The organism is Amycolatopsis sp. NPDC024027, from assembly GCF_040638975.1.
Taxonomy (GTDB): domain Bacteria; phylum Actinomycetota; class Actinomycetes; order Mycobacteriales; family Pseudonocardiaceae; genus Amycolatopsis.
On record NZ_JBEZYY010000019.1, the window covers coordinates 191,890 to 218,153 of the forward strand.

Annotated in this window: 18 protein-coding genes and 1 riboswitch; of the genes, 11 read left to right on the forward strand and 7 right to left on the reverse strand. The window is 71.3% G+C overall.

Annotation, left to right across the window (positions count from 1 at the left end; translation table 11 throughout):
* Positions 1-50 precede the first annotated feature (50 nt).
* The gene (locus AB0F52_RS37120) at positions 51-1,787 is read left to right on the forward strand and encodes a glycoside hydrolase family 6 protein (protein ID WP_360181046.1); all 1,737 of its coding nucleotides are present in this window, start codon (positions 51-53) and stop codon (positions 1,785-1,787) included.
* 188 nt (positions 1,788-1,975) lie between these two features.
* Here the strand turns inward: AB0F52_RS37120 and AB0F52_RS37125 are convergent, their stop codons facing one another.
* Both AB0F52_RS37125 and AB0F52_RS37130 read right to left on the reverse strand, forming a co-directional pair.
* Positions 1,976-2,503, reverse strand: a complete 528-nt coding sequence (locus tag AB0F52_RS37125) for a GNAT family N-acetyltransferase (protein WP_360181048.1) — start codon at positions 2,501-2,503, stop codon at positions 1,976-1,978.
* Between the two features lie 48 nt (positions 2,504-2,551).
* The gene (locus AB0F52_RS37130) at positions 2,552-3,823 is read right to left on the reverse strand and encodes an ABC transporter substrate-binding protein (protein WP_360181050.1); all 1,272 of its coding nucleotides are present in this window, start codon (positions 3,821-3,823) and stop codon (positions 2,552-2,554) included.
* A gap of 212 nt (positions 3,824-4,035) precedes the next feature.
* Between AB0F52_RS37130 and AB0F52_RS37135 the strand changes: the two genes are divergently transcribed.
* On the forward strand, positions 4,036-4,986 hold the full coding sequence (locus tag AB0F52_RS37135; RefSeq protein WP_360181052.1) for a LacI family DNA-binding transcriptional regulator: 951 nt from the start codon (positions 4,036-4,038) through the stop codon (positions 4,984-4,986).
* A gap of 64 nt (positions 4,987-5,050) precedes the next feature.
* On the opposite strand, the gene AB0F52_RS37140 is transcribed toward AB0F52_RS37135, so the two are convergent.
* A complete protein-coding gene (locus AB0F52_RS37140; RefSeq protein ID WP_360181054.1) occupies positions 5,051-6,175 on the reverse strand; it encodes a lytic polysaccharide monooxygenase in 1,125 nt (374 codons plus the stop codon).
* Positions 6,176-6,343: 168 nt separating this feature from the next.
* On the opposite strand from AB0F52_RS37140, the gene AB0F52_RS37145 reads away from it, so the two are divergent.
* Both AB0F52_RS37145 and AB0F52_RS37150 read left to right on the forward strand, forming a co-directional pair.
* Entirely contained in the window at positions 6,344-7,537 is a 1,194-nt protein-coding gene (locus AB0F52_RS37145) for an AGE family epimerase/isomerase (RefSeq protein ID WP_360181056.1), read from the forward strand.
* Positions 7,538-7,587: 50 nt separating this feature from the next.
* Positions 7,588-8,583 carry an aldo/keto reductase gene (locus AB0F52_RS37150; protein WP_360181058.1) on the forward strand — a complete coding sequence of 332 codons (996 nt, stop codon included), beginning with the start codon at positions 7,588-7,590 and terminating at the stop codon, positions 8,581-8,583.
* A 28-nt stretch (positions 8,584-8,611) separates the two neighbouring features.
* Here the strand turns inward: AB0F52_RS37150 and AB0F52_RS37155 are convergent, their stop codons facing one another.
* Positions 8,612-9,796 carry a cellulose-binding domain-containing protein gene (locus AB0F52_RS37155; RefSeq protein ID WP_360181060.1) on the reverse strand — a complete coding sequence of 395 codons (1,185 nt, stop codon included), beginning with the start codon at positions 9,794-9,796 and terminating at the stop codon, positions 8,612-8,614.
* A 598-nt stretch (positions 9,797-10,394) separates the two neighbouring features.
* Here AB0F52_RS37155 and AB0F52_RS37160 point away from each other — a divergent pair.
* The 5 genes from AB0F52_RS37160 to AB0F52_RS37180 are packed head-to-tail and all read left to right on the forward strand — an operon-like array spanning position 10,395 to position 15,188.
* The gene (locus AB0F52_RS37160; protein WP_360181062.1) at positions 10,395-11,771 is read left to right on the forward strand and encodes a hypothetical protein; all 1,377 of its coding nucleotides are present in this window, start codon (positions 10,395-10,397) and stop codon (positions 11,769-11,771) included.
* 32 nt (positions 11,772-11,803) lie between these two features.
* On the forward strand, positions 11,804-12,604 hold the full coding sequence (locus AB0F52_RS37165; protein ID WP_360181064.1) for an AfsA-related hotdog domain-containing protein: 801 nt from the start codon (positions 11,804-11,806) through the stop codon (positions 12,602-12,604).
* Positions 12,605-12,644: 40 nt separating this feature from the next.
* Complete coding sequence (locus AB0F52_RS37170; RefSeq protein ID WP_360181066.1) at positions 12,645-13,460, forward strand: carboxymuconolactone decarboxylase family protein; 816 nt, start codon at positions 12,645-12,647, stop codon at positions 13,458-13,460.
* Positions 13,457-14,158, forward strand: coding sequence for an HAD family hydrolase (locus AB0F52_RS37175; protein ID WP_360181068.1), 702 nt, complete (start codon positions 13,457-13,459; stop codon positions 14,156-14,158). Before AB0F52_RS37170 ends, AB0F52_RS37175 begins: the two co-directional genes overlap by 4 nt.
* Positions 14,159-14,186: 28 nt before the next feature.
* Positions 14,187-15,188: an NAD(P)-dependent alcohol dehydrogenase gene (locus AB0F52_RS37180; protein WP_360181070.1), complete on the forward strand. Its 1,002-nt coding sequence runs from the start codon at positions 14,187-14,189 to the stop codon at positions 15,186-15,188.
* A 341-nt stretch (positions 15,189-15,529) separates the two neighbouring features.
* On the opposite strand, the gene AB0F52_RS37185 is transcribed toward AB0F52_RS37180, so the two are convergent.
* A complete protein-coding gene (locus AB0F52_RS37185) occupies positions 15,530-18,301 on the reverse strand; it encodes a cellulose binding domain-containing protein (protein WP_360181072.1) in 2,772 nt (923 codons plus the stop codon).
* A 300-nt stretch (positions 18,302-18,601) separates the two neighbouring features.
* Here AB0F52_RS37185 and AB0F52_RS37190 point away from each other — a divergent pair, with 300 nt between their 5' ends.
* Positions 18,602-20,002: a sugar porter family MFS transporter gene (locus AB0F52_RS37190; RefSeq protein ID WP_360181074.1), complete on the forward strand. Its 1,401-nt coding sequence runs from the start codon at positions 18,602-18,604 to the stop codon at positions 20,000-20,002.
* 64 nt (positions 20,003-20,066) lie between these two features.
* On the opposite strand, the gene AB0F52_RS37195 is transcribed toward AB0F52_RS37190, so the two are convergent.
* Positions 20,067-20,930, reverse strand: a complete 864-nt coding sequence (locus AB0F52_RS37195; protein WP_360181076.1) for an LLM class F420-dependent oxidoreductase — start codon at positions 20,928-20,930, stop codon at positions 20,067-20,069.
* Between the two features lie 333 nt (positions 20,931-21,263).
* A riboswitch (S-adenosyl-L-homocysteine riboswitch) is annotated at positions 21,264-21,342 on the forward strand.
* Positions 21,343-21,356: 14 nt separating this feature from the next.
* Between AB0F52_RS37195 and metH the strand changes: the two genes are divergently transcribed.
* Complete coding sequence (gene metH, locus AB0F52_RS37200) at positions 21,357-25,001, forward strand: methionine synthase (protein WP_360181078.1); 3,645 nt, start codon at positions 21,357-21,359, stop codon at positions 24,999-25,001.
* Here the strand turns inward: metH and AB0F52_RS37205 are convergent.
* Positions 24,983-26,134 (reverse strand): FAD-dependent monooxygenase, encoded by a 1,152-nt coding sequence (locus tag AB0F52_RS37205; RefSeq protein ID WP_360181080.1) that lies wholly within the window; start codon positions 26,132-26,134, stop codon positions 24,983-24,985. The two genes, metH and AB0F52_RS37205, sit on opposite strands and share 19 nt — an antisense overlap.
* Positions 26,135-26,264 lie beyond the last annotated feature (130 nt).

Sequence of the window (26,264 nt, forward strand, 5' to 3'; positions counted from 1 at the left end):
TCGCCGTGGCGTCCTCGGTAACGGCGGCAGCGGTCACCGCTGGACTACTGGTGGCGGGGGGCAGTCCGGCGGGCGCCGCCACCGGCTGCAAGGTCACCTACACCGTCAACTCGTGGGACACCGGCTTCACCGCCAACGTCGCCGTGACCAACCTGGGTGACGCCGTCTCGTCCTGGAACGTCGAATGGGACTTCGGCGGCACCCAGAAGGTCCAGCAGGGCTGGAGCGCCACGTTCAGCCAGAGCGGCAAGCACGTGAGCGCGAAGAACCCTTCGTGGGGCGGCAATCTCGGCTCGAACGCCACGGCCACCTTCGGCTTCAACGGCTCGTACTCGGGCACGAACGACATCCCGACGTCGTTCTCGCTGAACGGTGCCCACTGCGATGGCACGACCCCGACCACGACCACGTCACCGACGGGGCCGACGACCGTGACGACGTCGACCACCCCGACGACACCGACCACGCCCACCACCCCGACGACGGTCACCACGACGCCCCAACCCGGGACGCACGTGGAGAACCCGTACGCCGGGGCGAAGGGGTACGTGAACCCGGACTGGTCGGGTCAGGTGTCCGCGGCGGCCGCGGCCAAGGGCGGCACACTGGGCGCCCAGATGGCCAAGGTGGCCAACACCTCGACCGCGGTCTGGCTGGACCGGATCGCGGCGATCGCCGGTACGGCGGACTCGCGCGGCCTGCGCGGGCACCTCGACGCGGCGCTGGCCCAGGCCAGTGGCGGGACGCCGGTGACGATCCAGATCGTCGTCTACGACCTGCCGAACCGCGACTGCGCGGCGCTGGCGTCCAACGGTGAGCTGAAGGCCGCCCAGAACGGCCTGGCCCGGTACAAGAGCGAGTACATCGACCCGATCGCGTCGATCATGTCCGACCCGAAGTACTCGTCGCTGCGGATCGTGACGGTCGTGGAGCCGGACTCGCTGCCGAACCTGATCACGAACACGTCGATGGCGACCTGTGCGGAAGCGCAGTCCAGCGGGGTGTACACGCAGGGCATCCAGTACGCGCTGAACAAGCTGCACGCGATTTCCAACGTCTACAACTACCTGGACATCGCGCACTCGGCGTGGCTCGGCTGGGACAGCAACTTCCAGCCGTTCGTCAACCTGGTCAAGCAGGTGCTGCAGGGCACCACGGCCGGCGTGAACAGCGTCGACGGCTTCATCAGCTCCACGGCCAACTACACGCCGCTGACCGAGCCGAACCTGCCCGACCCGAACCTGAACGTCGGCGGGCAGCAGCTGAAGTCGGCGACGTTCTACCAGTGGAACCCGTACTTCGCCGAGATCCCCTTCGCCACGGCGATGTACAACGCGTTCGTGTCGGCGGGCCTGCCCAGCGGCATCGGCATGCTGGTCGACACCTCCCGCAACGGCTGGGGCGGCGCGGCCCGGCCGAGCGGGGCGTCGGGGTCCACTGTGGACGCCTACGTGAACTCGGGCCGGATCGACCGGCGGCTGCACCGCGGCAACTGGTGCAACCAGAGTGGTGCGGGCCTGGGTGTCCGGCCGACGGCGTCGCCGGCGGCGCACTTCGACGCCTACGTCTGGATCAAGCCGCCGGGTGAGTCCGACGGCGCGAGCCAGCAGATCCCGAACGACGAGGGCAAGGGCGCGGACCCGATGTGCGACCCGACGTTCCACGGGACGCAGCAGGCCAACGGCGGCAACCTGACCGGTGCCCTGCCGAACGCCCCGCTGTCCGGCAAGTGGTTCGAGGCCCAGTTCGAAGAGCTGGTCCAGAACGCCTACCCGGCGGTGCAGTAAGACAAGACCCCGGGCCGGGCGGTGCCGCGCAGCCGCCGCCCGGCCCGGCCTCCACCACGGCGGCCGCGGCCCGTCCCGCCGGGCCCGCCGCCCTGGTCCCGCCCGGACGCCTGACCGCCCGGGCGGGACAGCGGGATCCGGCCGGGGGTGACCCCGGGCCGGATCCCGCGGCGCGCACCTCCGGCGGCTCAGCCGAGGTCCTTGCGGAAGCTCAGCCGGTCCAGGCCCGGCCCGTCGTAGTCGGGCTGGACCGGCACCCCATCGAAGTCCTTCGGCCCTGGTTCGGTGACGAACCCCATCCGGGTGTGGAACGCGTGCGAACCCTTGTTTTCCGGCGACGTGATCGCCCGGACCACCGAGCGCCCGTGCGCGGCGCTGTAGGCGAAGAAGCGCTCGTACAGCGCCGCGCCCAGCCCGCGGCCGCGTTCGGCGGGCTCGACGCCGACGAAGTGGATGTAGCTCTCGGCCGGCCGCGACGGCGAGAGGAAGCCGATCAGGAACGCCACGATCCGCTCGTCCGCGGTGACCAGGAAGCTGCTGTCGGTGAAGTGCTGGAACATCAGCTTCGGCAGCAGCAGCGCGCGCTGGCGGGAGCCCGCCTCGCCGCCGAGGCCGCCCCACCAGCGGTCGAGGACGGCCAGCACCGGGAGGTGGTCGCCGGGGCCGGGGTGCCGGATCGTGTGGTGCCGCCAGGGGTCGGGCAGGGGAGTGACCATGCCCGTCACCTTGCCCGTTCCCGCACGCTCCGACGAGCGGGTTTCCGGTCAGGGGACGAGCCGGTGCACCCCGATCAGCACCTGCTGCCAGACGGCGGCCGGATCGGCGCCCTGCTCGACCGACTTGAGCGCCGGCGCGATCACCGTCTCCTGGATCTTGCCGTCGCCCGGACCCTTGTACTGCGGTTTCCCGACCTTGCGGGCCTGGGCGACGAAGACCTGGCCGCTCAGCGCCCCGCCGAAGTAGCCGTTCATCTCGCTGAGCAGGTCCGGGGAGGTGAAGGCGTCGACCTGGCTGGGGAAGTTGCCGCTCACCCGGAACGCGTGCAGCTGCTGCTCCGGCGCGGTCAGCCAGGCGGCGAGCGCGGCGGCCTCCTTCTGGTGCGGGCTCGAGGCCGGCACGGTGAGGTAGGAACCACCCCAGTTGCCGCCGCCGTCCGGGAAGGCGTCGGTGATCGCCCACTTGCCCGCGTTGCCGACCCCGGCCTGCTGTTCGATGATGCCGAGCATCCACGACGGACAGACCTTCGTCGCGAAGGCGCCGGTGCGCAGGCCGTTGTTGCCGTCGTCTTCGAAGGCGGTGAGCCCGGCCGACTGCCCTTGCTTCACCGCGGCGGTGACCTGGTTCCAGGCGTCCCTCAGCGCGGTGTTCGTCTCCAGCGTCGGATGGTTTTCGCGGTCGAGGTAGCCGACCGGGAGCTGGTTGACCTTGGCGTTGAAGATCTGCGCCGAGGAGTCGAACCAGGGCTTGCCGTGCGAGCGCTGGACGTACTTCTCGCCGGCCTTGAAGAAGCTGTCCCAGGTCGCGAACATCGTCTTCACCGAGCCCGGGTCGGTGGGCAGGTTGGCCGCTTCGAGCAGGTCCTTGCGGTAGCACATGGCCAGCGGGCCGATGTCCGTGCCGTAGCCGACGAGCTTGCCGTCCTTGCTGCGGCCGGCCTCGTACTTCCACTCCAGCCACCGGCCGGGTTTCACGTCGGGCGGGCCGATCTCGGCCAGGTCGGCGAACTTGTCCGCGTGGGCGAGCACGTCGGCGAGGTGGCCCTCCTCGACGGCCTGGATGTCGGCGAGCTCCTGGCCCTTCTGCAGCTTGTCCAGCAGGTCCTGGTGGTACGGTCCGCCCTGCTCGGTCCGGACCTGGCGGATGGTGAGCCCGGGGTGGGTGAACTCGTAACCGGGGATGAGGTCCTCGTAGCCGAACTGGCCGAACGTCGACACCGTGAGCGTGATCCGCTCCGGCGTGCCCGGTCCGCATCCCCCGATCAGGAAGAGCAGGACGACGACGGCGGCGAAGGCCGGTTGTCTTCGGATCTGCCTCATGCGCGCGCACTCCCCATCCGCGGCACGCTCCCGGCCCCCGTTGGCTGGGAGCGCTCCCGGGGCGAGTCTCGTTTCCCGGTGCGGCGGGTGTCAAGGTGCGCGACAGCGGGTGTCCGCGCGGACACGGACCGCGGGCTCCGGCCGCGGTGGTTCCGAGGCTCGGGGAGCCCAGACCCGTGGAGCCCAGACCCGTGGTGTGAAGGAAGGCTGCGATGAAGCGTCCGACGATCACCGACATCGCGAAGGAGGCCGGCGTCTCCAAAGGCGCGGTCTCCTACGCCCTCAACGGCCGCCCCGGCGTCTCGGAGGCCACCCGGCGGCGGATCACCGAGATCGCCCGGGAGCTCGGGTGGGCACCCAGCAGCACCGCGCGGGCGCTGTCCGGCGGCCGGTCCGGGGCGCTCGGCCTGGTGCTCGACCGGCCCCCGGAGGTGTTCGTCCCGGCCCTGCTCGACGGGTTCGAGGGCGAGCTGCTGGTGCAGGTCGCCGCCGGGCGCGACGCCGCGCTGGCCGTCTACCGCCGGTGGCGTGCCGAGCGGAAGGTCGACGGCGTGCTGCTCACCACGCCGGGCTGTGCGGCCGAGCTGGTGCGGATCGGCCTGCCGGCGGTCGTGCTCGGCGGGCCGGGCGGCGTGCCGGGGGTGCCTTCGGTGCTCGTGGACGACGTGACCGGGGCCGCCGAAGCGCTGGCGTACCTGGCGGCCCTGGGGCACCGGCACGTGGTCCGCATCGCGGGCGCGGCGGTGTTCGCCGACCCCGCGGCGCGGCGGCGGGCGTTCACGACGGCGGCGACCGGCCTCCCGTACCCGGGCACCGTCCACCCCGAACCGTCGGCCGACGCGGTCCGCCGGGTGCTGGCCGCGCGCCCCCGGCCCACGGCGCTGCTGTGCGACACCGACGACCTGGCGGTGGCCGCGCTCGCGGCCGCGCGCGAACTCGGCCTGGCGGTGCCCAAGGACCTCTCGGTGGTCTCGTGGGACGACACCCCGCTCTGCCGGCTGGTCCGCCCCGCGCTCACCGCGATCCGGCGGCCGCTGGCCGAACTCGGCACGCTCGCGGCCTCCGTGCTGCACGACGTGCTGGCGGGGGAGCGCCCCGGCGACGTCTGCGCCTCGCGGCCGCGGCTGATCACCCGCGGCAGCACCGGCCCGGCCAACCCGTGAAGGCCACCTCGGGGGACTTGGCGTCCCCCGAGGTGGCCTTCCTGGACTGTCCACTCAGGACGATTCAGGTGCCCTGGCACGTCGGCGACGGTGCCGCGCTGCCTCCCGTGGTGTTGACGACCAGCCCGAAGGTGGTCGTGCCGTCGGCCGCGACGGCGCCGTTCCAGTTGGCGTTGCGGACCGTGACCGCCGAACCGGACTGGCTCAGCGTGCCGTTCCACACGCTGGCGACCGTCTGGCCCGCGGGCAGGGTCCACCCGGCCTGCCAGCTCGTGAACGCCCGCGTGCCGTGGTTCATCACCGTCACCGTGGCCTGGTAGCCGCCGCTCCAGGTGTTGGTGATCTCGAACATCGCCATGCACGAGCCCGCCGGAGTCGTCGGGGTCGTCGGCGTGGTGGGCGTCGTCGGGGTGGTGGGTGTCGTGGGCGTGGTCGGGGTGGTGGGGGTCGTCGGGGTCGTGGGCGTGGTCGTCGAGCCGGTGCCCGGGTCCTTCACGCCGGTGACCTCGCCGTGGCCGCCGTCGAAGGTGACGTCCGAGCAGCCGTAGAAGGTTTCGGCGCTGTCCGAGCGCTTCCACACCGAGTAGATGATGTGCCGGCCCGACTTGTTCGACGGCAGTGCGCCGCTCCACTTGTACTGGCCGTCGACCGTGCCGACCTGGCCGGTCACCGGCGGGTGGTCGACCGTCAGGAACGGCTGGTCCTCCAGGGAGTCCCAGGTGAGGGGCTGGTTCGGGTTCCAGCCGTCCTTGGTCACGTACGTGTAGAACCAGCCCGGGTGCGCCGCCCACGCGTTGTACGAGAAGTCGAACTGCGCACCGGCGGTGAGGTGGGTCAGCGGCCAATTGCCGACCCCGTCGAAGCCCGCGTAGTTCGGGTTCCCGCCCGAGCACAGCTTGCCGTCGGGGATGAACCCGCGGGTGCGCCCGGCGCCGTCGGAGCGCAGCACGCCGAACCAGTTGTACAGCGAATTGGCGCTGCTGACTGCCACCGCGGCCGCGCAGGCCGGGTTCTGGGGCTTGATTTCGCCCGTCGAGCTGAGCCCGTCCTGCCAGCACAGGAAGGTCCGGCTGCCCGGTTTCATCATGGCACCGTGCGCCTCGGCCGTCCCGGTGTTCAGCAGGATCGCGGTCAGGCTCGCCAGCAGCACGGTGACGGCGGCGAGGATGGTACTTCGTCTCCTGGTCACGTCAGTCCCTTCATTGGGTTGCGTGCGTCGAAGACTGGGAGCGCTTCCAAGGTCAGGATACGCGGTGGGGGTCACTTCCGGAACAGCCCGCGATGGCCGGGGCGGGGGCCTTGGCCTACGTTGGCGGGGGCTCCTCGATCGGGGCGGGCCGGTGGAGAAAGGCAGAGAGTGGACAGTCCGTCTTCGGTGCCCGCCTGGGTGCGGGCCGAACCCGCCCGGCTGCTCGGTTTCGCCCGCGGCGCGGCGCACCCGGCCGGGGGGTTCGCCTGGCTCGACGACGCCGGGCGGCCGGTGCTCGACCGGCCCGTCGAGACCTGGATCACCTGCCGGATGACGCACGTCTTCGCGCTCGCGTCGCTGCGGGGAGCGGACACCGGCCAGCAGGTCGCGCACGGCGTCGCGGCGCTGACCGGCCCGCTGCGGGACGCCGAGCACGGCGGCTGGTACGCCTCGACGGCCTTGACCGAGAAGCGGGCCTACGAGCACGCGTTCGTCGTGCTGGCGGCCGCGAGCGCCACCGCGGCCGGTGCCGAAGGCGGGGAACGGCTCCTGGCCGAAGCCCTCGAAGTCGTCGAACGCCGGTTCTGGGAGCCGTCGGCCGGGCTCGTCGCCGACGTCTGGGACCGCGGCTGGACGCGGTTGGAGGACTACCGCGGCGCCAACGCCAACATGCACACCGTGGAGGCCTTCCTGGCCGCCGCCGACGTCACCGGCGACCCGGTGTGGGCGGCGCGTGCGCTGTCCATTGTGGAGCGTCTGGTCCACGGTGAAGCCCGCGCGCACGGCTGGCTGCTCCCGGAGCACTACGACCCGGACTGGCGCGTCCGGCTGGAGTTCAACCGCGGCGAACCCGCTCACCCGTTCCGCCCGTTCGGGGCGACCGTCGGGCACCTCTTCGAATGGGCGCGGCTGGCCGTCCACCTCGGACGGGCGCTCGGGGACGGCGCGCCGCCGTGGCTGGTGCCCGACGCCGCCGCGCTCTTCGAGGCGGGCGTCCGGTACGGCTGGGCCGTCGACGGGCGGCCGGGGTTCGTCTACACGACCGACTTCGCCGGGACGCCGGTGGTGCGCACCCGGCTGCACTGGGTGGTCACCGAGGCGATGGCCGCGGCGTGGACGCTGCACCAGGAAACCGGTGACCCGGCCTACCTCGCCCGCTTCGAGGAATGGTGCGCGCACGCCGAAGCCTGCTTCGTCGACCGCGAACTCGGTTCGTGGCACCACGAACTCGACCCGGACAACCGTCCCGCCGCGACGGTGTGGGCCGGCAAGCCGGACGTCTACCACGCCTACCAGGCGACGGTGCTGCCGGACCTGCCGCCCGCGGCGTCGTTCGCCGGCGCGGTGATCACCCGCGGCTAGACTCGGGCGAACTCACCACCGCTCGCCGCCCCCCTCCGAGAAGGAGCACCATGTCGCCTTTCGCCGCGGCCGAAGACCGATACGCGGACATGCCTTACCGGCGGGCCGGGCGCAGCGGGCTGAAGCTGCCCGCCGTGTCGCTCGGCCTGTGGCACAACTTCGGCGACGACAAACCCCTCGACGTCCAGCGGGCCGTGCTGCGCCGGGCGTTCGACCTCGGGGTGACGCACTTCGACCTGGCCAACAACTACGGCCCGCCGCCCGGCTCGGCCGAGGCCAACTTCGGGCGGCACTTCGCCGCCGACTTCCGCCCCCACCGCGACGAGATCCTGGTCTCGTCCAAGGCGGGCTACCTGATGTGGGACGGCCCCTACGGCGAGTGGGGCTCCCGCAAAAACCTCCTGGCGAGCCTCGACCAGAGCCTGGCCCGCACCGGGCTGGACCACTTCGACATCTTCTACTCGCACCGCCCGGACCCGGACACGCCGATCGAGGAGACGATGGGCGCGCTCGACACCGCCGTCCGGTCGGGGAAGGCGCTGTACGCGGGCATCTCGAACTACTCGCCGGAGCAGACCGAGGCCGCGCTCGCCGCGCTGAAGGAGCTCGGGACGCCGCTGCTGATCCACCAGCCGCGGTACTCGATGCTGGACCGCTGGGTCGAAGACGGCCTGCTCGACACCCTCGACTCCCGCGGCGTCGGCTCGATCGCGTACTCGCCGCTGAGCCAGGGCCTGCTGACCGACCGCTACCTCGACGGCATCCCGGCCGGCTCCCGCGCGGCCGGCGCCAGCCCGTTCCTCACCAGCGACCGGCTGACCGAGGACACCCTGGCGACCGTCCGCGCGTTGAACGAAGTCGCCGAGCAGCGCGGGCAGACGCTGGCCCAGCTGGCCATCGCCTGGGTCCTGCGCCGCGGCCGCGTCACCTCCGCGCTGATCGGCGCGAGCAGCGTCGCCCAGCTGGAGAACACCGTCGCCGCCACCGCGAACCTCGAGTTCACCGACGACGAGCTGGCCGGGATCGAGAAGGTCCTCGGCCGGTAGCCGGGGGCGCCTCAGCAGCCGATCCGCCTCAGCAGCCGATCCGCGCAGTGCCGACGGCGACGTCGTCGAACCACAGCGTGTCGGCGTCGCCGGCGTAGCTCTCCCAGCCGAGCCGCAGGTCGGTCAGTGCCGGGTGCCAGGACTTGGCGAGCCACTGCTGGTCGATGTCGGGCGTCGGCACGCCGTCGACGACGAGGCCGGGCACCTCGGTGGAGTTCAGCCACGTCCGCAGCTGTCCCGCACCGCCGTTGACCTCGAACTCGAAGCACGACCAGGTGCCGGTGGCCAGCGGGACGCTCTGGGCCACCCCGGCCGGGCTCTGCGCGGGCAGCGTCGCGTCGTCGGACTCGCGGTTCCACTGCAGCGCCCGGTTCTGCCCACCGGCGCGCAGGTCGCGGCCGCCGTCAGCGGAGTCGCGCATCGCCATGAAGGCGACGTGCCCGGTGGGCAGCGCCGTCGTGTGCCGGACCCAGAACCGGCCGAAGAGGTGGCTCGAGCCGACGCCGGTGAGGCTGGTGCCGAGGAAGGCGTGGTTGCAGTAGCCGCCCTGGCCGGCGACCTTGACCGAGCGGCCACCCGAGTGCGCGACCGAGGTGTCGACGGCGACCGTGCCGGTGCCCGTGCAGTTGGCCGCGCCGACGGTCCAGCGGCCGCCCGGGGTGCTGCCGGTCTGCTGCTCGAAGTCGTCGCAGATCGCGGCGCTCGCGCAGCCGGCGGGCGGCGGCCCGGACGTCGTGGTGGTCGGGGTGGTGGGCGTCGTCGGTGTCGTCGGCGTCGTGGGGGTGGTCGGCGTGGTCGAGGTCGGGGGCGCGGGGTCGCCGCACGAGACGCCGTTGAGCGCGAAGTCCGTGGGCGGGTCGTTCGTCCCGCTGTAGGTGCCCTGGAGGCCGAAGGAAACCGAGCCGCCGGCCGGCAGCGCGCCGTTGTAGGACAGGCTCTGCGCGGTGACCGCGGTCCCGCTCTGGCGGACGGTGGCGTTCCACGCGGACGTGACGGACTGGTTCCCGGCGTAGTGCCAGGTGAGCGTCCAGGAGGAGACCGCGGTGGCGCCGTTGGTCACCGTGAGGTCGGCGGTGTACCCGGACTGCCACTGGTTGACGCGGTAGGCGACCGAGCACGCGGGCGCGGCGGCGGCCGGACCGGCCACGACGATCGCGGTGGTGCCCGCCGCGGCGAGGCAGAGCGCGGCCAGTGCGCCGGCGGTCCTGTTCATGGGATGGCTCCTCCGGGGACGCGGACAGGGGCGCCGTGGCCTGCACCACGACGCCCCTGGGTGGTGGCCGCGTTCTGGCGAGGCGACCTGGCATGGGAGCGCTTCCAGCCGCGGGAAAGGTAACCCCGGTGTGTCGCGCTTGTAAAGAGGGACCCGGACGCGGGCCCATCCGGTGGTCCGTTTTCCGCAGCCGGTGCGCCCGGCCTCGCCACTGAACGCTCCTGAACGGCCGAACTCGTTGGGGTGCAGGACATGTCCCGGTCGCAGTGCGCCACCGGTCCACGGGCCGGGACGCCGCCGTTGGGGTGGATTCCGAAAAATCCTTCCCAAGATCGCGAACGGACGTCGGAGGCCGGAATTGGGAGCGCTCTCAGTCAGGGGGCGAGGGCTTGCCCGGCGGAATCCTTGTTGCGTACTCAACTTCTCGGAAATCACCCGGTTCCCGCCGGCGTGACGAACTGGGCCGCCGCCGTCACGCTGCGGTAGGGTCGACCTGGGGAGCCCCCGTACTCCGGAAATCGTTGGATGAACGATGAGTCGACAGGCCAAACCAGGGAGCAAGCCCTACCGAGCACAACTGCGGGACAGGCTGACCGCGTTGGGTTTTCCCGAGGAGGCGATCCCGGCCCAGGTGGCGAAGAACCTGATCGTCGAGTGCCGGATCCCGCCGCGCACCGCGTGGCGGCTGGCGTCCGAGCTCTCCCTGGACGTCGCGGCGCACCAGTACAACGCCGTCACCGGAGACCCCCGGGCGGGCATGCGAGGTACCCGGATCTGGGAGTACGAGCAGTGGCCCGACCGCGGGGTCCGGCCCACCGTCGCGGCGCTGCGGGTGCTGGCCAAGGTCTACGGCACCGGCTGGAAGTGCCTGCTGGGCCTGCGTGATCTCGAGCAGCTGCCGGCCAAGGACCTCGCCGAGTACCACGCCGATCCGGAGCCCGCGGTCGTCGCGGCCTCCGAGCCCGCGTCGCCGCCGGCACGCATCGCGGCCCGGGCGGACGAGGAGATCGGTGCCGGCGCCCTCGGCGACGCCATGCTGCTCACCAACACCAACGTGGACGACGCCCAGCTCGACGACCTGTGGGCGGACCTCGACTTCCTCGGCGGCGCCTACACGCGCATGGCGCCCGACTCGATCCTCGGCCAGCTCGCGGTGATCGCCGACCGGACCGCGTTCCTGCTGAAGGGGCGTCAGCGGCCGAAGCAGACGCAGGACCTCCTGCTCGTCGGGGCCAAGTCGAGCGCGATGATGGCCTGGATCGCCGGGGACCTGGGCCGGTACCGGCTCTCGCGCGAACTCAATTCCGCCGCCTGGCTCTACACCCAGTACGCCGACGACTTCCTCGCCCGGCGCTGGGTGCGCACGTCCCAGGCCCGCGTGGCGTTCTGGGCCGGGAACGGCATCGAGTCCGCTAAGCTCGCCGCCGACGGGCTCAACTACCAAGTGGGCGGGCGCCTCACGGACGCCCCGCTCATCCTCGCCGAGGCGCGCGGCTGGTCGTCGGTGCGGGCGGAGCGGCAGGTGCTGGACGCGATCGCGCGCTGGACGGCCATCGAGGACCCGGACCTGGGGGCCGGCGGGGAGGACAGCTTCTTCAACATCACGAAGGACCGGCGGCACTACATGGCGGGCAACGCACTGCTTTCGGTCGGCCAGGCCTCGACCGCGCTGCGCGAGTTCTCCACCGCGCGCGAAGCCTTCGAAAAGCTGTCGACGGAAAACCGCTGGGAAGCCATGGATCCGATGATCCGGATCGACACGGGCCGCGCCCACCTGCGGCTCGACGACCTCGACGGCGCCGCCGCGCAGGTCGGACCGCTGCTGGAGGCGGGGGTGGGCAAGCAGCCGGACATGGTGCGCGCCATGCTGAAGCTGATGGTCACCGAGCTGGCCGCGCCGCGCTGGCGGTCGGCCACGACGGCCCGCACCATCGCCGAAGCACTCCTGGACGCCCACGCTTCGGCGCGGCCGTGACGCCAGACCCGACCCGGACGGAGGCGCCCGAGGTGGCACCGCACGACGTCTCGTGCCCGATGACCCCGTGCGCGGCCTGGGCGTTCGAGGGGCACACCCGGCGTGACGTCGTCGTGGTGGCCGACCGCTTCGCGCAGTTCGCCCGGGAGGACCGGGTGTTCACGCTGTCGGGTCTGCTGGCCCTGCTCGGCCCCGGCGGTCCGGTGGTACCGGGCTGCCACTGGATCGTCCACTTCGGCCAGGGCATCGATGCGACCGACGCCGAGCTGCTCGAAACCGCTTGCGAGAAGAGCGAAGGAACGGCGTGCCTCGCGGACCCGGCGATGTTCCGGCGGCCGTCCGAACCACCCGTCGTCGTCCACAAGGACCGGCCGGAGAACGTCCTGCTCGCCGGCGTGCACAGCCCGGCCCCCACGCACTGCCGGGCCGAGCTGCGGATCCACCGCGACAACGAGCTGGTCCTCGACCACCACACCGGCGAGCACGTGCAGGGCATCGTGATCATCGAGGCGATGCGGCAGATCTGCATCGCGCAGTTCGAGACCGCGATCCGCCCCGGGCTCTCCCCGGTGGCCTACGCCGGGGTGTGGAAACGGATCGACCTGTCCTTCCAGGACTTCCTGTTCCCGCTGCCGGCCACGGTCGAGTCGCTGATCGTCGAATCCGACCTCGGCCGGGACACCCACCTCAAGTTCCGCGCCACGACGTCGGTGCGCCAGCAGGGGCGCACCGTGGCCACCGCCGGCATCGAGTACTCGATGATCGCCCAGGGGCGCGTCGGCACCCTCGAACGCCGCAAGGCCGGCCAGGCCACCCGGGCCTACCTCGGCTGAGCCGCGGCCGGCCCCGAACCGGAAGGGAAACCACTCCACGATGTCCGACCTGCAGCAGCAGGACCGCTCCGCGTCCTTCGCCCAGGGCCTGAAACTCATCCAGCAGCTCGGCGGGGCCGACCGGCCGGCCGTGCTGGACCTGTTCGAGAGCATCGGGGAGGCCGAGTTCGGCGAGCAGTGCGTCGGGTTCATCTACGGCGACGTCTACCACCGGCCCGGCCTGCCGCTGCCGGAGCGGCAGCTGGCGACCGTCGCCGCGCTCACCGCCCTCGGCTACGCCGGTTCGCAGCTGCAGTTCCACGCCAAGGCCGCACTCAACGTCGGCTGCACCCGCCGTCAGCTGATCGAGGCCGTGATCCACGTCAGCTCGTTCGCCGGGTTCCCGGCCACGCTCAACGCCCTGACGGCGCTGAAGGCGGCCTTCGCGGGGCTGCCCGACGAGGAGCCGGCACCGGCCGAAGAGGCCGCCGAAGTGCCGTGGGCGGGCATCGAGGACCGCTACGAGCGCGGCCTGGCGGCGATGCGGGCCGTCGACGGCGAGGCGGGGGAGAAGGTCGCCGCGGGACTGCGGGACATCGCCCCGGACCTGGCCGCCTACATCGTCGAATTCACCTTCGGCGAGATCTACACCCGGCCGCACCTGAGCCTGCGCCACCGCGAGATCGTCACGATCGCCGCCTGCGTCGCCCTGGGCACCGCGCTGCCGCAGCTGAAGGTGCACATCCACGGGCTGCTCAACGTCGGCGGCACCGAGCAGGAGGCCGTGGAAACCGTGCTGCACCTGGCGTTCTACTGCGGCTTCCCGGCCGCGCTCAACGCCATCGCGGCCGCGCGGGAAGTGTTCGCACAGCGGTGAGCCGGTTCGAAAAGCTGCGCGTGGTCGCGCTCGACTGCGACGGCGTGCTCATCGACGACACCTACCTGGCCATGATCGCCCGGTTCGTCACCGAGCACGGCGGGCGCTACGACGCCGCGGCCGAGCGGGACGTCATCGGGTTGCGCGACATCGTCGTCGCCGAAAAGATCACCCGCCTCTGCGGTCTGGACCAGCCGGCCGAGCAGACGCTGAAGCAGCTGTGGGCCGCGCGGCAGGACTACCTGGCCGAGCACCCGATCCGGGTGGCCGAAGGCGCGCGGGACTGCCTGGAGGCGCTGGCGAAGCTCCCCGCGCGGCTGGTCTGCTACGGCGGCCGGACCCGCGAGCACACCTTCGACCGGTACCTGGGTGACTTCGCGGACCTCCTCGATCCCGAGGTGGGCTACGTGAGCATCAACGAGCACCGCCCGGGCGTCGACCACATCACGCGGACCGTGCTCGGCGTCGCCTTCGACGAAATCGTGTTCGTCGACGACGTCAGCCGGGTCGCCGAGGACGCCCGCGCGCACGGCGCCGGGTTCGTCGGGTTCCCGTCGAGCCCCGCCCACGCGCGGCAGCGGGAGTTCATGGCCGCCCGCGGCGTCCGCCACTTCGCCACGTCGCTCGCCGGACTCACCCCGGAACTGCTGGCGACCGTCGACGGCGAGCTCGCGGCTTCGACACACTGGCCGCGTTGAGGAGTGTCCCCGACCTCTTGGAGCTGCTGTGAAGTTCTTTTCCCTGCCCCGCCCCGGCGCCGGGCTCGTCCTGGGCGAGCGGGACGTTCCCGAGCCCGGTCCCGGCCAGGTCCTGGTCCGGCTGCGCGGGTGGGCGGTCAACGCCCGTGACCTGATGATCCTCAAGGGGTTCTACCCGAAGCCGGTGAAGCCCGACGTGATCCCGCTGTCCGACGGCGCGGGCGAGGTCGTCGCGGTCGGGGCCGGGGTGCGGGCCTGGACCACGGGTGACCGGGTGGCGGCGACGTACTTCCCGGACTGGCTGGCCGGTCCCGGCACGCCGGAGAAGACCGCGGACGACCTGGGCAGCACGCTCGACGGCGTGCTCGCGGAGTACGCCGTCTTCGCCGAGGACGCCCTGGTCGCGGTGCCCGCGCACCTCGACTACGCCGAAGCCGCCACGCTGCCCAGCGCCGGCGTGACGGCCTGGCGTGCCGTCGTCGAGGAAGGCCGGCTGACGCCGGGGCAGACCGTGCTCACCCTCGGCAGCGGCGGCCTGTCCACGTTCGCCCTGCAGTTCGCCGCGCTCGGCGGCGCCCACGTCATCTCGACGTCCGGCTCGGACGAGAAGCTCGAGCGGCTGCGCGCGCTCGGGGCGGCCGAGACGCTCAACCACGCGACCACCCCGGAGTGGGGAGCCGCGGTGGCCGATCTGACCGGCGGCGGTGTCGACCACGTCGTCGACGTCGGGGGCGGTGGCACGATCGGCCAGTCGATGCTCGCCGCGCGGTACGGCGGGCACGTCAGCGTCGCCGGCGTCCTGACCCACGAAGGCGCCGCCGACCCGATCCTGGTGCTGGTCAAGCAGCTGACCCTGCGCGGCCTCACGAACGCCTCCCGCGAGACGTTCCGGGCGATGAACCGGGCGATCGAGCGGACCGGCCTGAAGCCGGTGATCGACCGCCGGTACGCCTTCGACGAGGTGGCCGAGGCGCTCAAGCACCTGGAGTCCCGGACCCACGTCGGGAAGGTCGTGCTGGAGAGTGCCTGAGCCGCCGCTGTCCGCCGGGTAACTTTTGCCCGCCCGGGTGGGTATTTTCGGTACCTCTTCAGCGTGTTTTCGCAGCTCAGCAGGGTTGTGAACCGCCGAAAAAGTCCCCTTTGGGCAGGAATGGCGGCTGCCGTCGGCACCGGGAAGAGTGGACCTCACCGGGGACGTCGCCCCGAGCAGGCTGCGGCTGCTCGGGCGGAGGCCCCGGACTGGGGGCGCGGGGAGGGGGTTTCAACCGCCTGGGGGTGGGTTGAAACCCCCTTCCCGCCCGCGTTCCCCAAGGTCGCGAATGACTCATTCGGGACCTTGGCGGTCCCGAATGAGTCATTCGCGGCACCTGCTCAGGACGTCGTGCAGGCCTTCCCGTTGAGCGAGATCGCCGCGGGCTTGCCGTTCGTCGTCCCCGCCGTCCCGGTGAACCCGAACTCCGCGCTCCCGCCCGCGGGGATGGTCTTGTTCCAGCCCGCGTCCAGCGCCGTCACCGCCGCGCCGCTCTGGGTGACCTGCGCGTTCCACGCCTGCGTCACCCGCTGCCCGTCGGCGTAGGTCCACGTGACGGTCCACCCGGTCACCGCGGCGGTGCCGGTGTTGCCCACCTTCACCGAGGCCTGGAACCCGCCCTGCCAGTGGTTGGTGATCGTGTAGGCCGCGGTGCAGGACCCCGACGGCACCGGCGTGGTGGTCGTCGTGGGCGTGGTGGTGGTCGTCGGAGTCGTGGTCGTCGGGGTCGTGGTGGTGGTCGGCGTGGTGCTCGTCGGCGGCGGTGGCTCGCTGCCCCCGGACTCGCCCACGATCACGCCGCGGCCGTTCGTGCCCACGTACACCCGGCCGTACACGCGCGGATCGCCGGTCAGCGCCGCCCCGATGTTGCCGTACTGGTGCCGGTCGTCGTTGATCCGCGTCCACGAAGCTCCCGCGTCGTCCGAGCGGAAGATCCCGCGCACCCCGCCGACGCCGGCGATCGTGTACAACGCCGCATACGTGCGGCCGGGCGCGGCCTTGCCGAACCCGATGTTGTCGGCTTCGGCGACGTTCGCCAGTTTCGTGAAGGACGCTCCGGAATCGGTGGAGTGCCACAGGCCGTACGCCGTACCGGAGCCGCCGGCCAGCCAGACGTCCCCGGCCACGCCCGGCATCGCCTTGAAGTGCACGGAGCCGGCGGGCAGCCCGGTGGCCGCGGTCGCGGTGAAGTTCGCGCCGCCGTCGGTGCTGACGTAGAACTTGCCCGCCGCGAACCCGTAGAACCGCTTCGGGTCGACCCGGTCGGACTCGACCACCGCGCCGGCCGGGAGGCCCGCCGACGCCGTCCACGACGAGCCGAAGCCGACGGAGTAGCTGACGTTCGCGCCGTCCGGGCTCCAGACGAACCGGCTGCCGTCGGCGGCCGCGGCCACCGTGCCGCCGCTGGCGTTCCCGCCCGGCTCCGCGCCCTGGAACCAGTTCTTCCCGCCGTCGGTGGAGAAGGCGATCCGGTTGTCGTTCGGCCGCGCGGACCGGTCGAGCGTGCCGGCGCGCACGATCGTCGCCGGGTTCAGTTCGGCGTAGTCGAGGCTGGTGGTCGTGGTGAACACCGGCTGCGTGAACATGGTGGCCGGAACCGCGTCGAGGCTGTCGTGCCGGAACCCGCCGATGTCACCGAGGCCGGACAGCAGGGGAGCGCCCGAGGGCGGGCTGATCAGGTCGAGCACCGCGGTCTCTTCGAGGCCGCCGACGACCGGCTTGATCGTGATCTTCCCGCCGCTGTCCCACTTCGTGAGGTCGGACGTGCCGTAGATCGTCGCGCCGGTGCCGTACAGCAGGTGGTTCGAGTCGAAGGGGTCGATCTCCACCGACTCGGTCATCCAGCCGAGCTTGGGCGAGGGCACCGGGGGAGCGGCTTGGACGCCGAAGGTCAGCCACGGCACCGAGGAGACGTCCTGCGTGTAGCGCAGCGACCGGTCGGGGTAGCTCGAGAAGTCCCAGATCCGGGTCCAGGTGGCACCGCCGTCGGTGCTGCGGAAGAAGATCACGTCCGGCCACCACGACACCTGCGTGGCCACCATCAGCGTGTTCGGGTGCTGCCGGTCGATCGTCAGCCCGCTGTAGCCGAAGTAGTCGTCGGAACTGTCGGACGGGATCGGGCTGATCCGCGTCCAGGTGCCGGTCTTCGTGGCGTACTTCCAGACGTCGCCTTTCGCGCCGTCGTAGGGGCCGCCGGTGTCGCTGGTCGCGAGGTAGAGGTAGCCGCCGGCCGGGTCGACGACGCCCTTGTGCGCCAGGAACCCGGTGGGCTGACCGGCCAGCCGCGCCCACGTCGTGCCGCCGTCGGTGCTGCGGTAGACGGTGTTCTGCTTGTCCGCGACACCGGCGTAGATCGTCTGTGTGGTGCTCCCGCGGGTGCCGGTGGACGGGTCGAACGTCACCCAGGTGACGCCCTCGTTGTCGCTGGAGTAGCCCGTCGTGTCGCTCGGGTCGGGCGCGTAGTTGCCCGGGTTGGGGAAGCTGGTCACCTTCGCCCAGGTGACGCCGGAGTCCGTGCTGCGCCACAGCCCGTTCCCGCTCGGCGCGCCGAGGTAGAGGACGCTGTTGCGGTTCGGGTCGATCGCCAGCCGCTCGCCCATGCCGCGGCCGGGCATGTTGCCGCCGAGCTTGAACGGCAAGGCGGCCGCCTGCCAGGTGGCGCCGCGGTCGGCCGAGCGCAGGATGGCGCCGTTGTTCGGGTCCCAGCTGTTGGTGTACATCCCGGCGGCGACGTAGACGCGGTTCGGGTCGACCGCGTCGGTGGCGAGGCTGACGACGCCGTTGTGCCCCCAGTCGGTCCAGCCGACCGAGTCCAGCAGCGGGAGCCAGCGGCCGGTGGCGGTGTTCCACCGGTACGCCCCGCCGATGTCGGTGCGGGCGTAGACCAGCCCGGGTTCGGTCTGGTTGAAGACGATCCCGGGGACGAACCCGCCGCCGGCGATCTCGGCGTTGCGCCACGTCGTGGTGGCGGCCGCCGGTGCGGCGGGGGAGGCCGGGGCGCCCGCGACGACCGCGACGGCGGCGGGCACGAGAACGGCGAGCGCGCCGGCGAGCAGCCGTCTCGCTGACCGGAACCCGACGGGGGAACGAGTTTCTGGCACGACGTTGTGCACCTCTGCCTCCACACTCTGGGAGCGCTTCCAGAGGGACGGTAAACCAGTGTTCGGAGCGTTGTAAAGCGTTCGACGATTTCGGCGATCCGCACTGTCCACAGTGGAGCAGTGGTGGGGCGGGGCCAGGCTTCGCGTTCGATGTGTGTCGGTTTTGTCGGAATCACATACATGAATGACGATCAGGTGTCTGAATTGTTATCGCGGATCTTCTTGCCCGCCATTTTCCGGCGTGTGAGTGTGGTGGCCGCTGGCTGGACTGGACCTACGCTCGACTGCACTCAAGAAAGAGGCGACCCGGCAATGACCGATCAGTCAAGTACACAGACAGCATCGGCACGGCACATCGGCCGAACAACGTTGTACTTCTTCGGCGCGCTCGGCGGCATCCTCTTCGGCTACGACCTCGGCGTGATCTCCGGGGTGCTCCCGTTCATCGGGAAACTGTGGGCGCTGACCAGCTGGGACAAGGGCGTGATCACCGCCAGCCTGTCGGTCGGTGCGATCGTCGGCGCGCTGTTGTCCAGCCGCACCAACGAAGCCCTCGGCCGGCGCCGCACGATCATGGTCGCCGCGGGCATCGTCATCGTGGGCACGCTGGCGGCGAGCTTCTCGCCGACGTTCCTGCTGCTGGTGCTCTCGCGCCTGATCATCGGGCTGGGCATCGGGCTTTCGTCGTCGACCGTCCCGACCTACCTGTCCGAACTGGCCCCGGCGAAGTGGCGGGGCGCGATGGGGGCGCTCAACCAGATCTTCATCGTGCTGGGCATCCTGATCGCGTTCCTGGTCAGCTACTGGCTCGGGCCGATCTCGGCGTGGCGCTGGATGTTCGCCGGCGCGATCGTGCCCGCGGTGATCCTGCTCATCGGGCTGGTGTTCCTGCCGGAGACGCCGCGCTGGCTGGTCAAGAACGGCCAGGAGGACGAGGCGCGGCGGGTGCTGGCCAGCGCGCACGGCAGCACCGTGAACCTGGACGAGGAGATCGCGACCATCCACGAGGTCATCCGGCTCGACACCGAGGAGAAGCCGCGCATCCGCGACCTGTTCTCCGGCTTCGTGCGGCCGATGATCGTCGTGGCGCTGCTGCTCGCGATCGGCCAGCAGTTCAGCGGCGTCAACGCGATCAACGCCTACTTCCCGACGATGCTGATCGGCCTCGGCTTCGCCACCCAGGCGGCGCTGCTGTCCGGCGTGCTGCTGGGCGTGACGAAGTTCCTGTTCACCGCGTGGGTCGTGTTCGTGGTGGACCGCTGGGGCCGCAAGCCGCTGCTGCTCATCGGCAACGTCATCATGGTGGTGACGCTGGTGGCGGCCGGCCTGGTCGTGCTGAACGTCCACGACACCGGCACGCGCGGCCTGCTGATGCTGGTGATGATGGTGCTCTACCTGGTCGGGTACGAACTGGGCTGGGGCGCGGTCGTCTGGGTGATGATGTCCGAGGTGTTCCCGCTGAAGTACCGGGCGACGGGCATGGGCGTCAGTAGTGTGGTCCTGTGGGCGGCGACGGGGATCGTGAGCGCGGTGTTCCCGATCATCTCCGACCCGAAGTCCCTCGGCATCGGCGGCTCGATGTTCCTGTTCGCCGGGGTGAACGTGGTGCTGTTCGTGCTCACCAAGTGGCTGGTCCCGGAGACCAAGGGCCGCAGCCTGGAGCAGATCGAACTCGACCTGCGGGCGCGTCAGGGCGTCGCGGCCAAGAGCTGACCCCGGGGGGTCGCTGCAGTGAATGACTCATTCCTGTCGTCTGACGACAGGAATGAGTCATTCACTACGTTCGGGAGTGGGTCGGGACCAAGCCGAGCTTGCCCGCCAGCCGCCCGATCCAGGCTTCGACCTCGTCCGGCGCGCGGTCGGGGAGGCCGAAGATCGTCTCGGTCACGCCCAGGGAATCCAGGTGTGCCAGGCGTTCCGGGTCCGGCCGCTCGCCGAGCGCGTAGATCAGCGGAGCACCTTCGCGCCCTTCGGCGCCCCAGATCTCCTTGAGCAGCGCCACGTGCCCGTCCAGGTCGGTGTCGGCCGGCGTGGTGAGCCAGCCGTCCGCGTGGCGGGCGATCCAGCGGAACGTCTTCTCGGTCGGGCCCGCGCCGAGCACCACCGGGATGTGCGCCTGGACCGGCTTCGGCCAGGCCCAGCTCGGCCCGAAGGAGACGAACTCCCCGTCGTAGGCGGCTTCCTCCTGCGTCCACAGTGCACTCATCGCCTCGAGGTACTCGCGCAGCGCGGTGCGGCGGCGGTTCCCGGGCACGCCGTGGTCGGTCAGCTCGTCGACGTTCCAGCCGAAGCCGGCGCCGAGGGTGACCCGGCCGCCGGAGAGGTGGTCGAGGCTGGCGATCGTCTTGGCGAGGGTGATCGGGTCGCTCTCCACCGGCAGGGCCACGGCGGTCGAGAGCCGGATGCGCGAAGTGACCGAGGCCGCCGTCGCCAGCGCGACCCACGGGTCGAGCGTGCGGCTGTAGCGGTCGTCGGGCAGCGACGCGTCCCCGGTGCGCGGGTGCGGTGACTCGCGCTTCACCGGGATGTGGGTGTGTTCGGGGACGTAGAAGGTCGAGAACCCCGCGGCTTCCGCGGCGCGCGCCGCGGCCGCCGGGGTGATCCCCCGGTCGCTGGTGAACAGCACTGTTCCGTAGTCCACCCGGGGGAGCGTATTAGAACGTGTTTCAGTTTTCAAGCCGGCTCGGGAGTACGAAAAGTGATGACGACAACCGCGGAGAGTAACATTGTGCGCCGATCGAGCGATGGTGGAAGTGGTCCGGGTGAGCAGGCAGGGAGCAGAGTGCCGCCCGCCGGGTGCGGCATGGTGGACGGATCCGAAACGATCGCGACGAGGAGGCAGCGTGGCCAGTACATTCCTTTGTGGACAGACAGTGCCCCGGTTCGCGCTGTCCCGGTTCGCGCAGTCCCAGTCCGTGGACGCGCCGGCGGGGCGGGATGGCGTGCGCGGGCCCGGTTCCGATACCGTGGACCACAGGCCGAGAGGCGCTGCAACGGACCACGGGGTCCGCCACGCTCGGCCGGGAATGACCAACCAAGGGCGCCTCCCGATCGAGGGAGGCTGCCGGTGAACACCCCGCACGAGTCCACGGCGTTCGGCTCGACCGTACGCCTGCGCGAGCTGCTCGATCAGCGCGTGGCCATCTTGGACGGCGCTTGGGGCACCATGCTGCAGGGTGCCGGGCTGACCCCGGCCGACTACCGCGGCGATCGCTTCGGCGACCACACCCACGACGTCACCGGCGACCCCGACCTGCTGAACCTCACCCGCCCGGACGTCATCCTCGACGTCCACCGCCAGTACCTGGCCGCGGGCGCGGACATCACCACGACCAACACCTTCACCGCGACCAGCATCGGCCAAGCCGACTACGGCCTGCAGGCGTACGTCCACGAGATGAACGTCCGCGGCGCGCAGCTGGCCCGCCAGGCCGCCGACGACGCAGGTGGCAAGTTCGTCGCCGGGTCGATCGGCCCGCTCAACGTCACCCTCAGCCTGTCGCCCAAGGTCGACGACCCGGCGTACCGGGCCGTCACGTTCGAGCAGGTCAAGGCGGCCTACGCCGAGCAGATCGCCGGCCTGGCCGAAGGCGGCGTCGACCTGCTGCTGATCGAGACCATCTTCGACACGCTGAACTGCAAGGCCGCGATCGCCGCCGCCCGCGAGGTCGCCCCGCACCTGCCGCTGTGGATCTCCGTGACCATCGTGGACCTGAGCGGCCGGACGCTGTCGGGGCAGACCGTCGAGGCGTTCTGGAGCTCCATCGAGCACGCGAAACCGCTGGTCGTCGGGGTGAACTGCTCGCTGGGCGCCGAGGAGATGCGCCCGCACGTCGAGGAGCTCTCGCGGATCGCCGGCACCTACGTCGCCTGCCACCCCAACGCCGGGCTGCCGAACGCGTTCGGCGGCTACGACCAGACGCCCGAGGAGACCGCCGGGCTGATCGGCGGGTTCGCCCGCGACGGCCTGGTCAACCTGGTCGGCGGCTGTTGCGGCACCACCCCGGAGCACATCGCGAAGATCGCCGAGGCGGCGAAGGCCGTCGGGCCGCGGGAGGTGCCGGCACCGCCCACGCACATGCGCTTCAGCGGCCTCGAGCCGTTCGCCATCGGCGCCGACACCGGGTTCGTCATGATCGGCGAGCGCACCAACGTCACCGGCTCCAAGCGGTTCCGGCGGCTCATCGAATCCGGCGACCACCAGGGCGCCGTCGACGTCGCGCTGGAGCAGGTCCGCGGCGGGGCCAACCTGCTCGACGTCAACATGGACGCCGACCTGCTCGAATCCGAGCAGGCGATGACCACCTTCCTCAACCTGATCGCCACCGAGCCCGAGGTGGCCCGGATCCCGGTGATGGTCGACAGCTCCAAGTGGAGCGTGCTCGAAGCCGGGCTGCGCTGCCTTCAGGGCAAGGGCGTGGTCAACTCGATCAGCCTCAAGGAGGGCGAGGAGCCGTTCCTCGCCCAGGCCCGCACGATCCGGAACTACGGCGCCGGCGTCGTCGTGATGGCCTTCGACGAACAGGGCCAGGCCGACACCGCCGACCGCAAGGTGGAGATCTGCGGCCGCGCGTACGACCTGCTGACGCAGAAGGCGGGCTTCGCGGGCGAGGACATCATCTTCGACCCCAACGTCCTCGCCGTCGCCACCGGCATCTCCGAGCACAACGGCTACGCCAAGGCCTTCATCGAGGCGCTGCCCCGGATCAAGGAGCGCTGCCCCGGCGCGCGGACCAGCGGCGGCATCTCGAACCTGTCGTTCTCCTTCCGCGGCAACGACGTGGTGCGCGAGGCCATGCACTCGGCGTTCCTCTTCTACGCCGTCCAGGCCGGCCTCGACATGGGCATCGTCAACGCCGGCCAGCTCGCCGTCTACGAAGACATCCCCAAGGACCTCCTCGAACTGGTCGAGGACGTGCTCTTCGACCGGCGCGAAGACGCCACCGACCGCCTTGTCAGCTTCGCGGAGAACGTCAAGGGCAGCGGCACCAAGCGCGTCGTGGACCTGTCGTGGCGCGAAGGCACCGTGGCCGAGCGGCTGTCGCACGCCCTCGTGCACGGCATCGTCGACTACATCGAGGAAGACACCGAAGAGGCGCGCTTGACGATGGCGCGGCCCCTCGAGGTCATCGAAGGCCCGCTGATGGACGGCATGAAGATCGTCGGAGACCTGTTCGGCTCCGGCAAGATGTTCCTGCCGCAGGTGGTCAAGAGCGCGCGCGTGATGAAGCGGTCCGTCGCCTACCTCGAACCCTTCATGGAGGCCGAGAAGGAGGAGGCCCGGCTCGCGGGCCGCGCCGCCGTGTCGAACGGCCAGGGCAAGGTCGTGCTCGCCACGGTCAAGGGCGACGTCCACGACATCGGCAAGAACATCGTCGGCGTGGTGCTGGGCTGCAACAACTACGAGGTGATCGACCTCGGGGTGATGGTGCCGGCGGCGAAGATCCTCGACACCGCGGTCACCGAGGGCGCCGACGCGGTCGGGCTGTCCGGGCTGATCACGCCGTCGCTCGACGAGATGGTCAACGTTGCCACCGAGATGCAGCGGCGCGGGCTGAAGCTGCCGCTGCTGATCGGCGGCGCGACGACGTCCCGCCAGCACACGGCGGTCAAGATCGCCCCGGCCTACGACAACGCCACCGTGCACGTGCTCGACGCGTCGCGCGTGGTCGGCGTGGTGTCCGACCTGCTCGACCCGGACCGGTCGATCGTGCTGGCCGAGAAGAACCGGGCCGATCAGGAGGTGCTGCGCGAGCAGCACGCGAACAAGCAGCGCCGTCCGATGCTCACCCTCGAACAGGCCCGCGCGAACCCCGAGAAGGTGGCGTTCGACGGCCTGCCGACGCCGGAGTTCACCGGCGTCCGCGTGCTCGAGCCGAGCATCGCCGAACTGCGCGAGATGGTCGACTGGCAGTTCCTGTTCCTGGCCTGGGAGCTCAAGGGCAAGTACCCGGCCATCCTGGAGCAGCCGGTCGCGCGCGAGCTGTTCGACGACGCGAACACGCTGCTCGACCAGATCATCGCCGAGGGCAGCTTCACCGCGAAGGGCGCGTACGCGTACTGGCCGGCGCACAGCGAAGGCGACGACATCGTGCTCGAAGGCGACTTCGCGCACGTTAAGTTCCCCATGCTGCGGCAGCAGACGGCGAAGCCCGCCGACCGCGCGAACCGCTGCCTGGCCGACTACATCGCCCCGGTCGGCGACCACCTCGGCGGCTTCGCGGTGGCCATCCACGGCGCCGAGGCGCTGGCCAAGCGGTACGAAGCCGAGCAGGACGACTACCGCGCGATCATGGTCAAGGCGCTGGCCGACCGGCTCGCCGAGGCGTTCGCCGAGCACATCCACCTGCGGGCCCGCCGCGACTGGTTCGAGCCCGACGCGCAGCCGAAGCTGGAAGACCTCCACGCGGAGCGGTTCCGCGGCATCCGCCCGGCGCTCGGCTACCCGGCCAGCCCCGACCACAGCCAGAAGCGTGAGCTGTTCGAGCTGCTGGAGGCGGACGAGCTGGGCATGGCCCTGACCGAGTCGTACGCGATGACGCCGGCGGCGAGCGTGTCCGGGCTGATCTTCGCCCACCCGGACTCCCGCTACTTCACCGTCGGCCGGCTCGGCCGCGACCAGGTCGAGGACTACGCCCGCCGCAAGGGCGTCGAGATCGCCGAGGTCGAGCAGTGGCTGCGGCCGAACCTGGCCTACGAGCCCGGGGCGTAGTCCGGCAGCTCGATGTCCGTGGCGAACTTGTCGGTCGCCTTGAGCATCAGGCCGAGCAGGAAGCGGGACTTGAACGTCCGGTCCCGCAGCTTGATCCGGAGCCGGGACGGCGGCGCGAGGAACGGGCCCGCGCTGCCGCGTTGCGAGACCTTCGCGTAGTCCCGCATCAGCTCCTCGTAGCGGGCGAAGGCGACCCGGTGGTCGCCGCCGGCGGCGGCGAGTTCCCCGGCGAGCACGTACGCGCCGACGACCGCCAGGCCGGTCCCGAAGCCGCCGAGGGTGTTGCCGTAGGCCGCGTCGCCGAGCAGCACGACCCGGCCGCGGGAGTAGCGGTCGATCGTGACGCGGCTGAGCGAGTCCAGGTAGAACTCGCCGGCACCCGGGATCTTCGCCATCAGGTCGGGCAGCCGCCAGCCGCCGCCCCGGTAGGCGTCCATCAGCAGCTGCCGCTGCTTGCCGGTGTCGGTGCGGTCGTAGTCCAGCTGGGGCGAGGCGAACACGAAGAACGCCGACGCCTTCGGACCGCCGACGGCGGCCATCCGGCCCGGCTCGTTGTACATCACCGCGTCGCCGTCGGCGATGTCTTCGCCGAGCTCGGCCAAGGCGTAGTGGTAGCCGAGGTACCGGACGTAGTCGCGCTCCGGGCCGAACGCCAGCCGCCGGACGTTCGAGTGGATGCCGTCGGCGCCGACGACGAGGTCGAACCGGCGCGGCTCGGCGTGGGCGAAGGTGACGTCGACCCCGTCCGCGGCCTCGGTCAGGGACGTGATGGTGTCGCCGAAGAGGTACTCGCAGCCGGAGTGCGCGTAGAGGATTTCGGCGAGGTCGCCGCGGCGGATTTCGACGTCGCCGCCGGTGAACTCGCCGGGGATCACCGCCCGCTCGCGTCCGGCGGCGTCGACGATCGTCTGGTCCTGCCCGCCGGTCTGCCGCGCCAGGACGTCGTCGAGGATGCCCATCCGGTCCAGCACGGTCCGGTGGGTGGCGCCCTTGAAGTCGACGGATTGGCCGCCGGGGCGCAGCGCGGGCGCGCGTTCGACGACGGTGACGGTGCAGCCGTAGCGGGTCAGCAGGCAGGCGAGGGCGGGGCCGGCGATGCTCGCGCCGGAGATCAGGACGGTCGGGTTCTTCATGCGGCCGAGCTTCGCCAGGGCCGCTTACCGCTCCCTGGCGAAGCGCTGACAACCGCCGTCAGTCGCGGGGGCGCCCCCCGTTTTCCACGCTACCGGAGGGCACCGACAGTTCCGGATCTCCGCCGGTGGG

What these genes read in the sequence shown, in the direction of transcription:
- AB0F52_RS37135 (WP_360181052.1), top strand. Translation starts at nt 4,036, where the DNA reads ATGAAGCGTCCGACGATCACCGACATCGCGAAGGAGGCCGGCGTCTCC.
- AB0F52_RS37155 (WP_360181060.1), bottom strand. Translation starts at nt 9,796, where the DNA reads ATGAACAGGACCGCCGGCGCACTGGCCGCGCTCTGCCTCGCCGCGGCG.
- AB0F52_RS37205 (WP_360181080.1), bottom strand. Translation starts at nt 26,134, where the DNA reads ATGAAGAACCCGACCGTCCTGATCTCCGGCGCGAGCATCGCCGGCCCC.
- AB0F52_RS37190 (WP_360181074.1), top strand. Translation starts at nt 18,602, where the DNA reads ATGACCGATCAGTCAAGTACACAGACAGCATCGGCACGGCACATCGGC.
- AB0F52_RS37170 (WP_360181066.1), top strand. Translation starts at nt 12,645, where the DNA reads ATGTCCGACCTGCAGCAGCAGGACCGCTCCGCGTCCTTCGCCCAGGGC.
- AB0F52_RS37125 (WP_360181048.1), bottom strand. Translation starts at nt 2,503, where the DNA reads ATGGTCACTCCCCTGCCCGACCCCTGGCGGCACCACACGATCCGGCAC.
- AB0F52_RS37150 (WP_360181058.1), top strand. Translation starts at nt 7,588, where the DNA reads ATGTCGCCTTTCGCCGCGGCCGAAGACCGATACGCGGACATGCCTTAC.
- AB0F52_RS37130 (WP_360181050.1), bottom strand. Translation starts at nt 3,823, where the DNA reads ATGAGGCAGATCCGAAGACAACCGGCCTTCGCCGCCGTCGTCGTCCTG.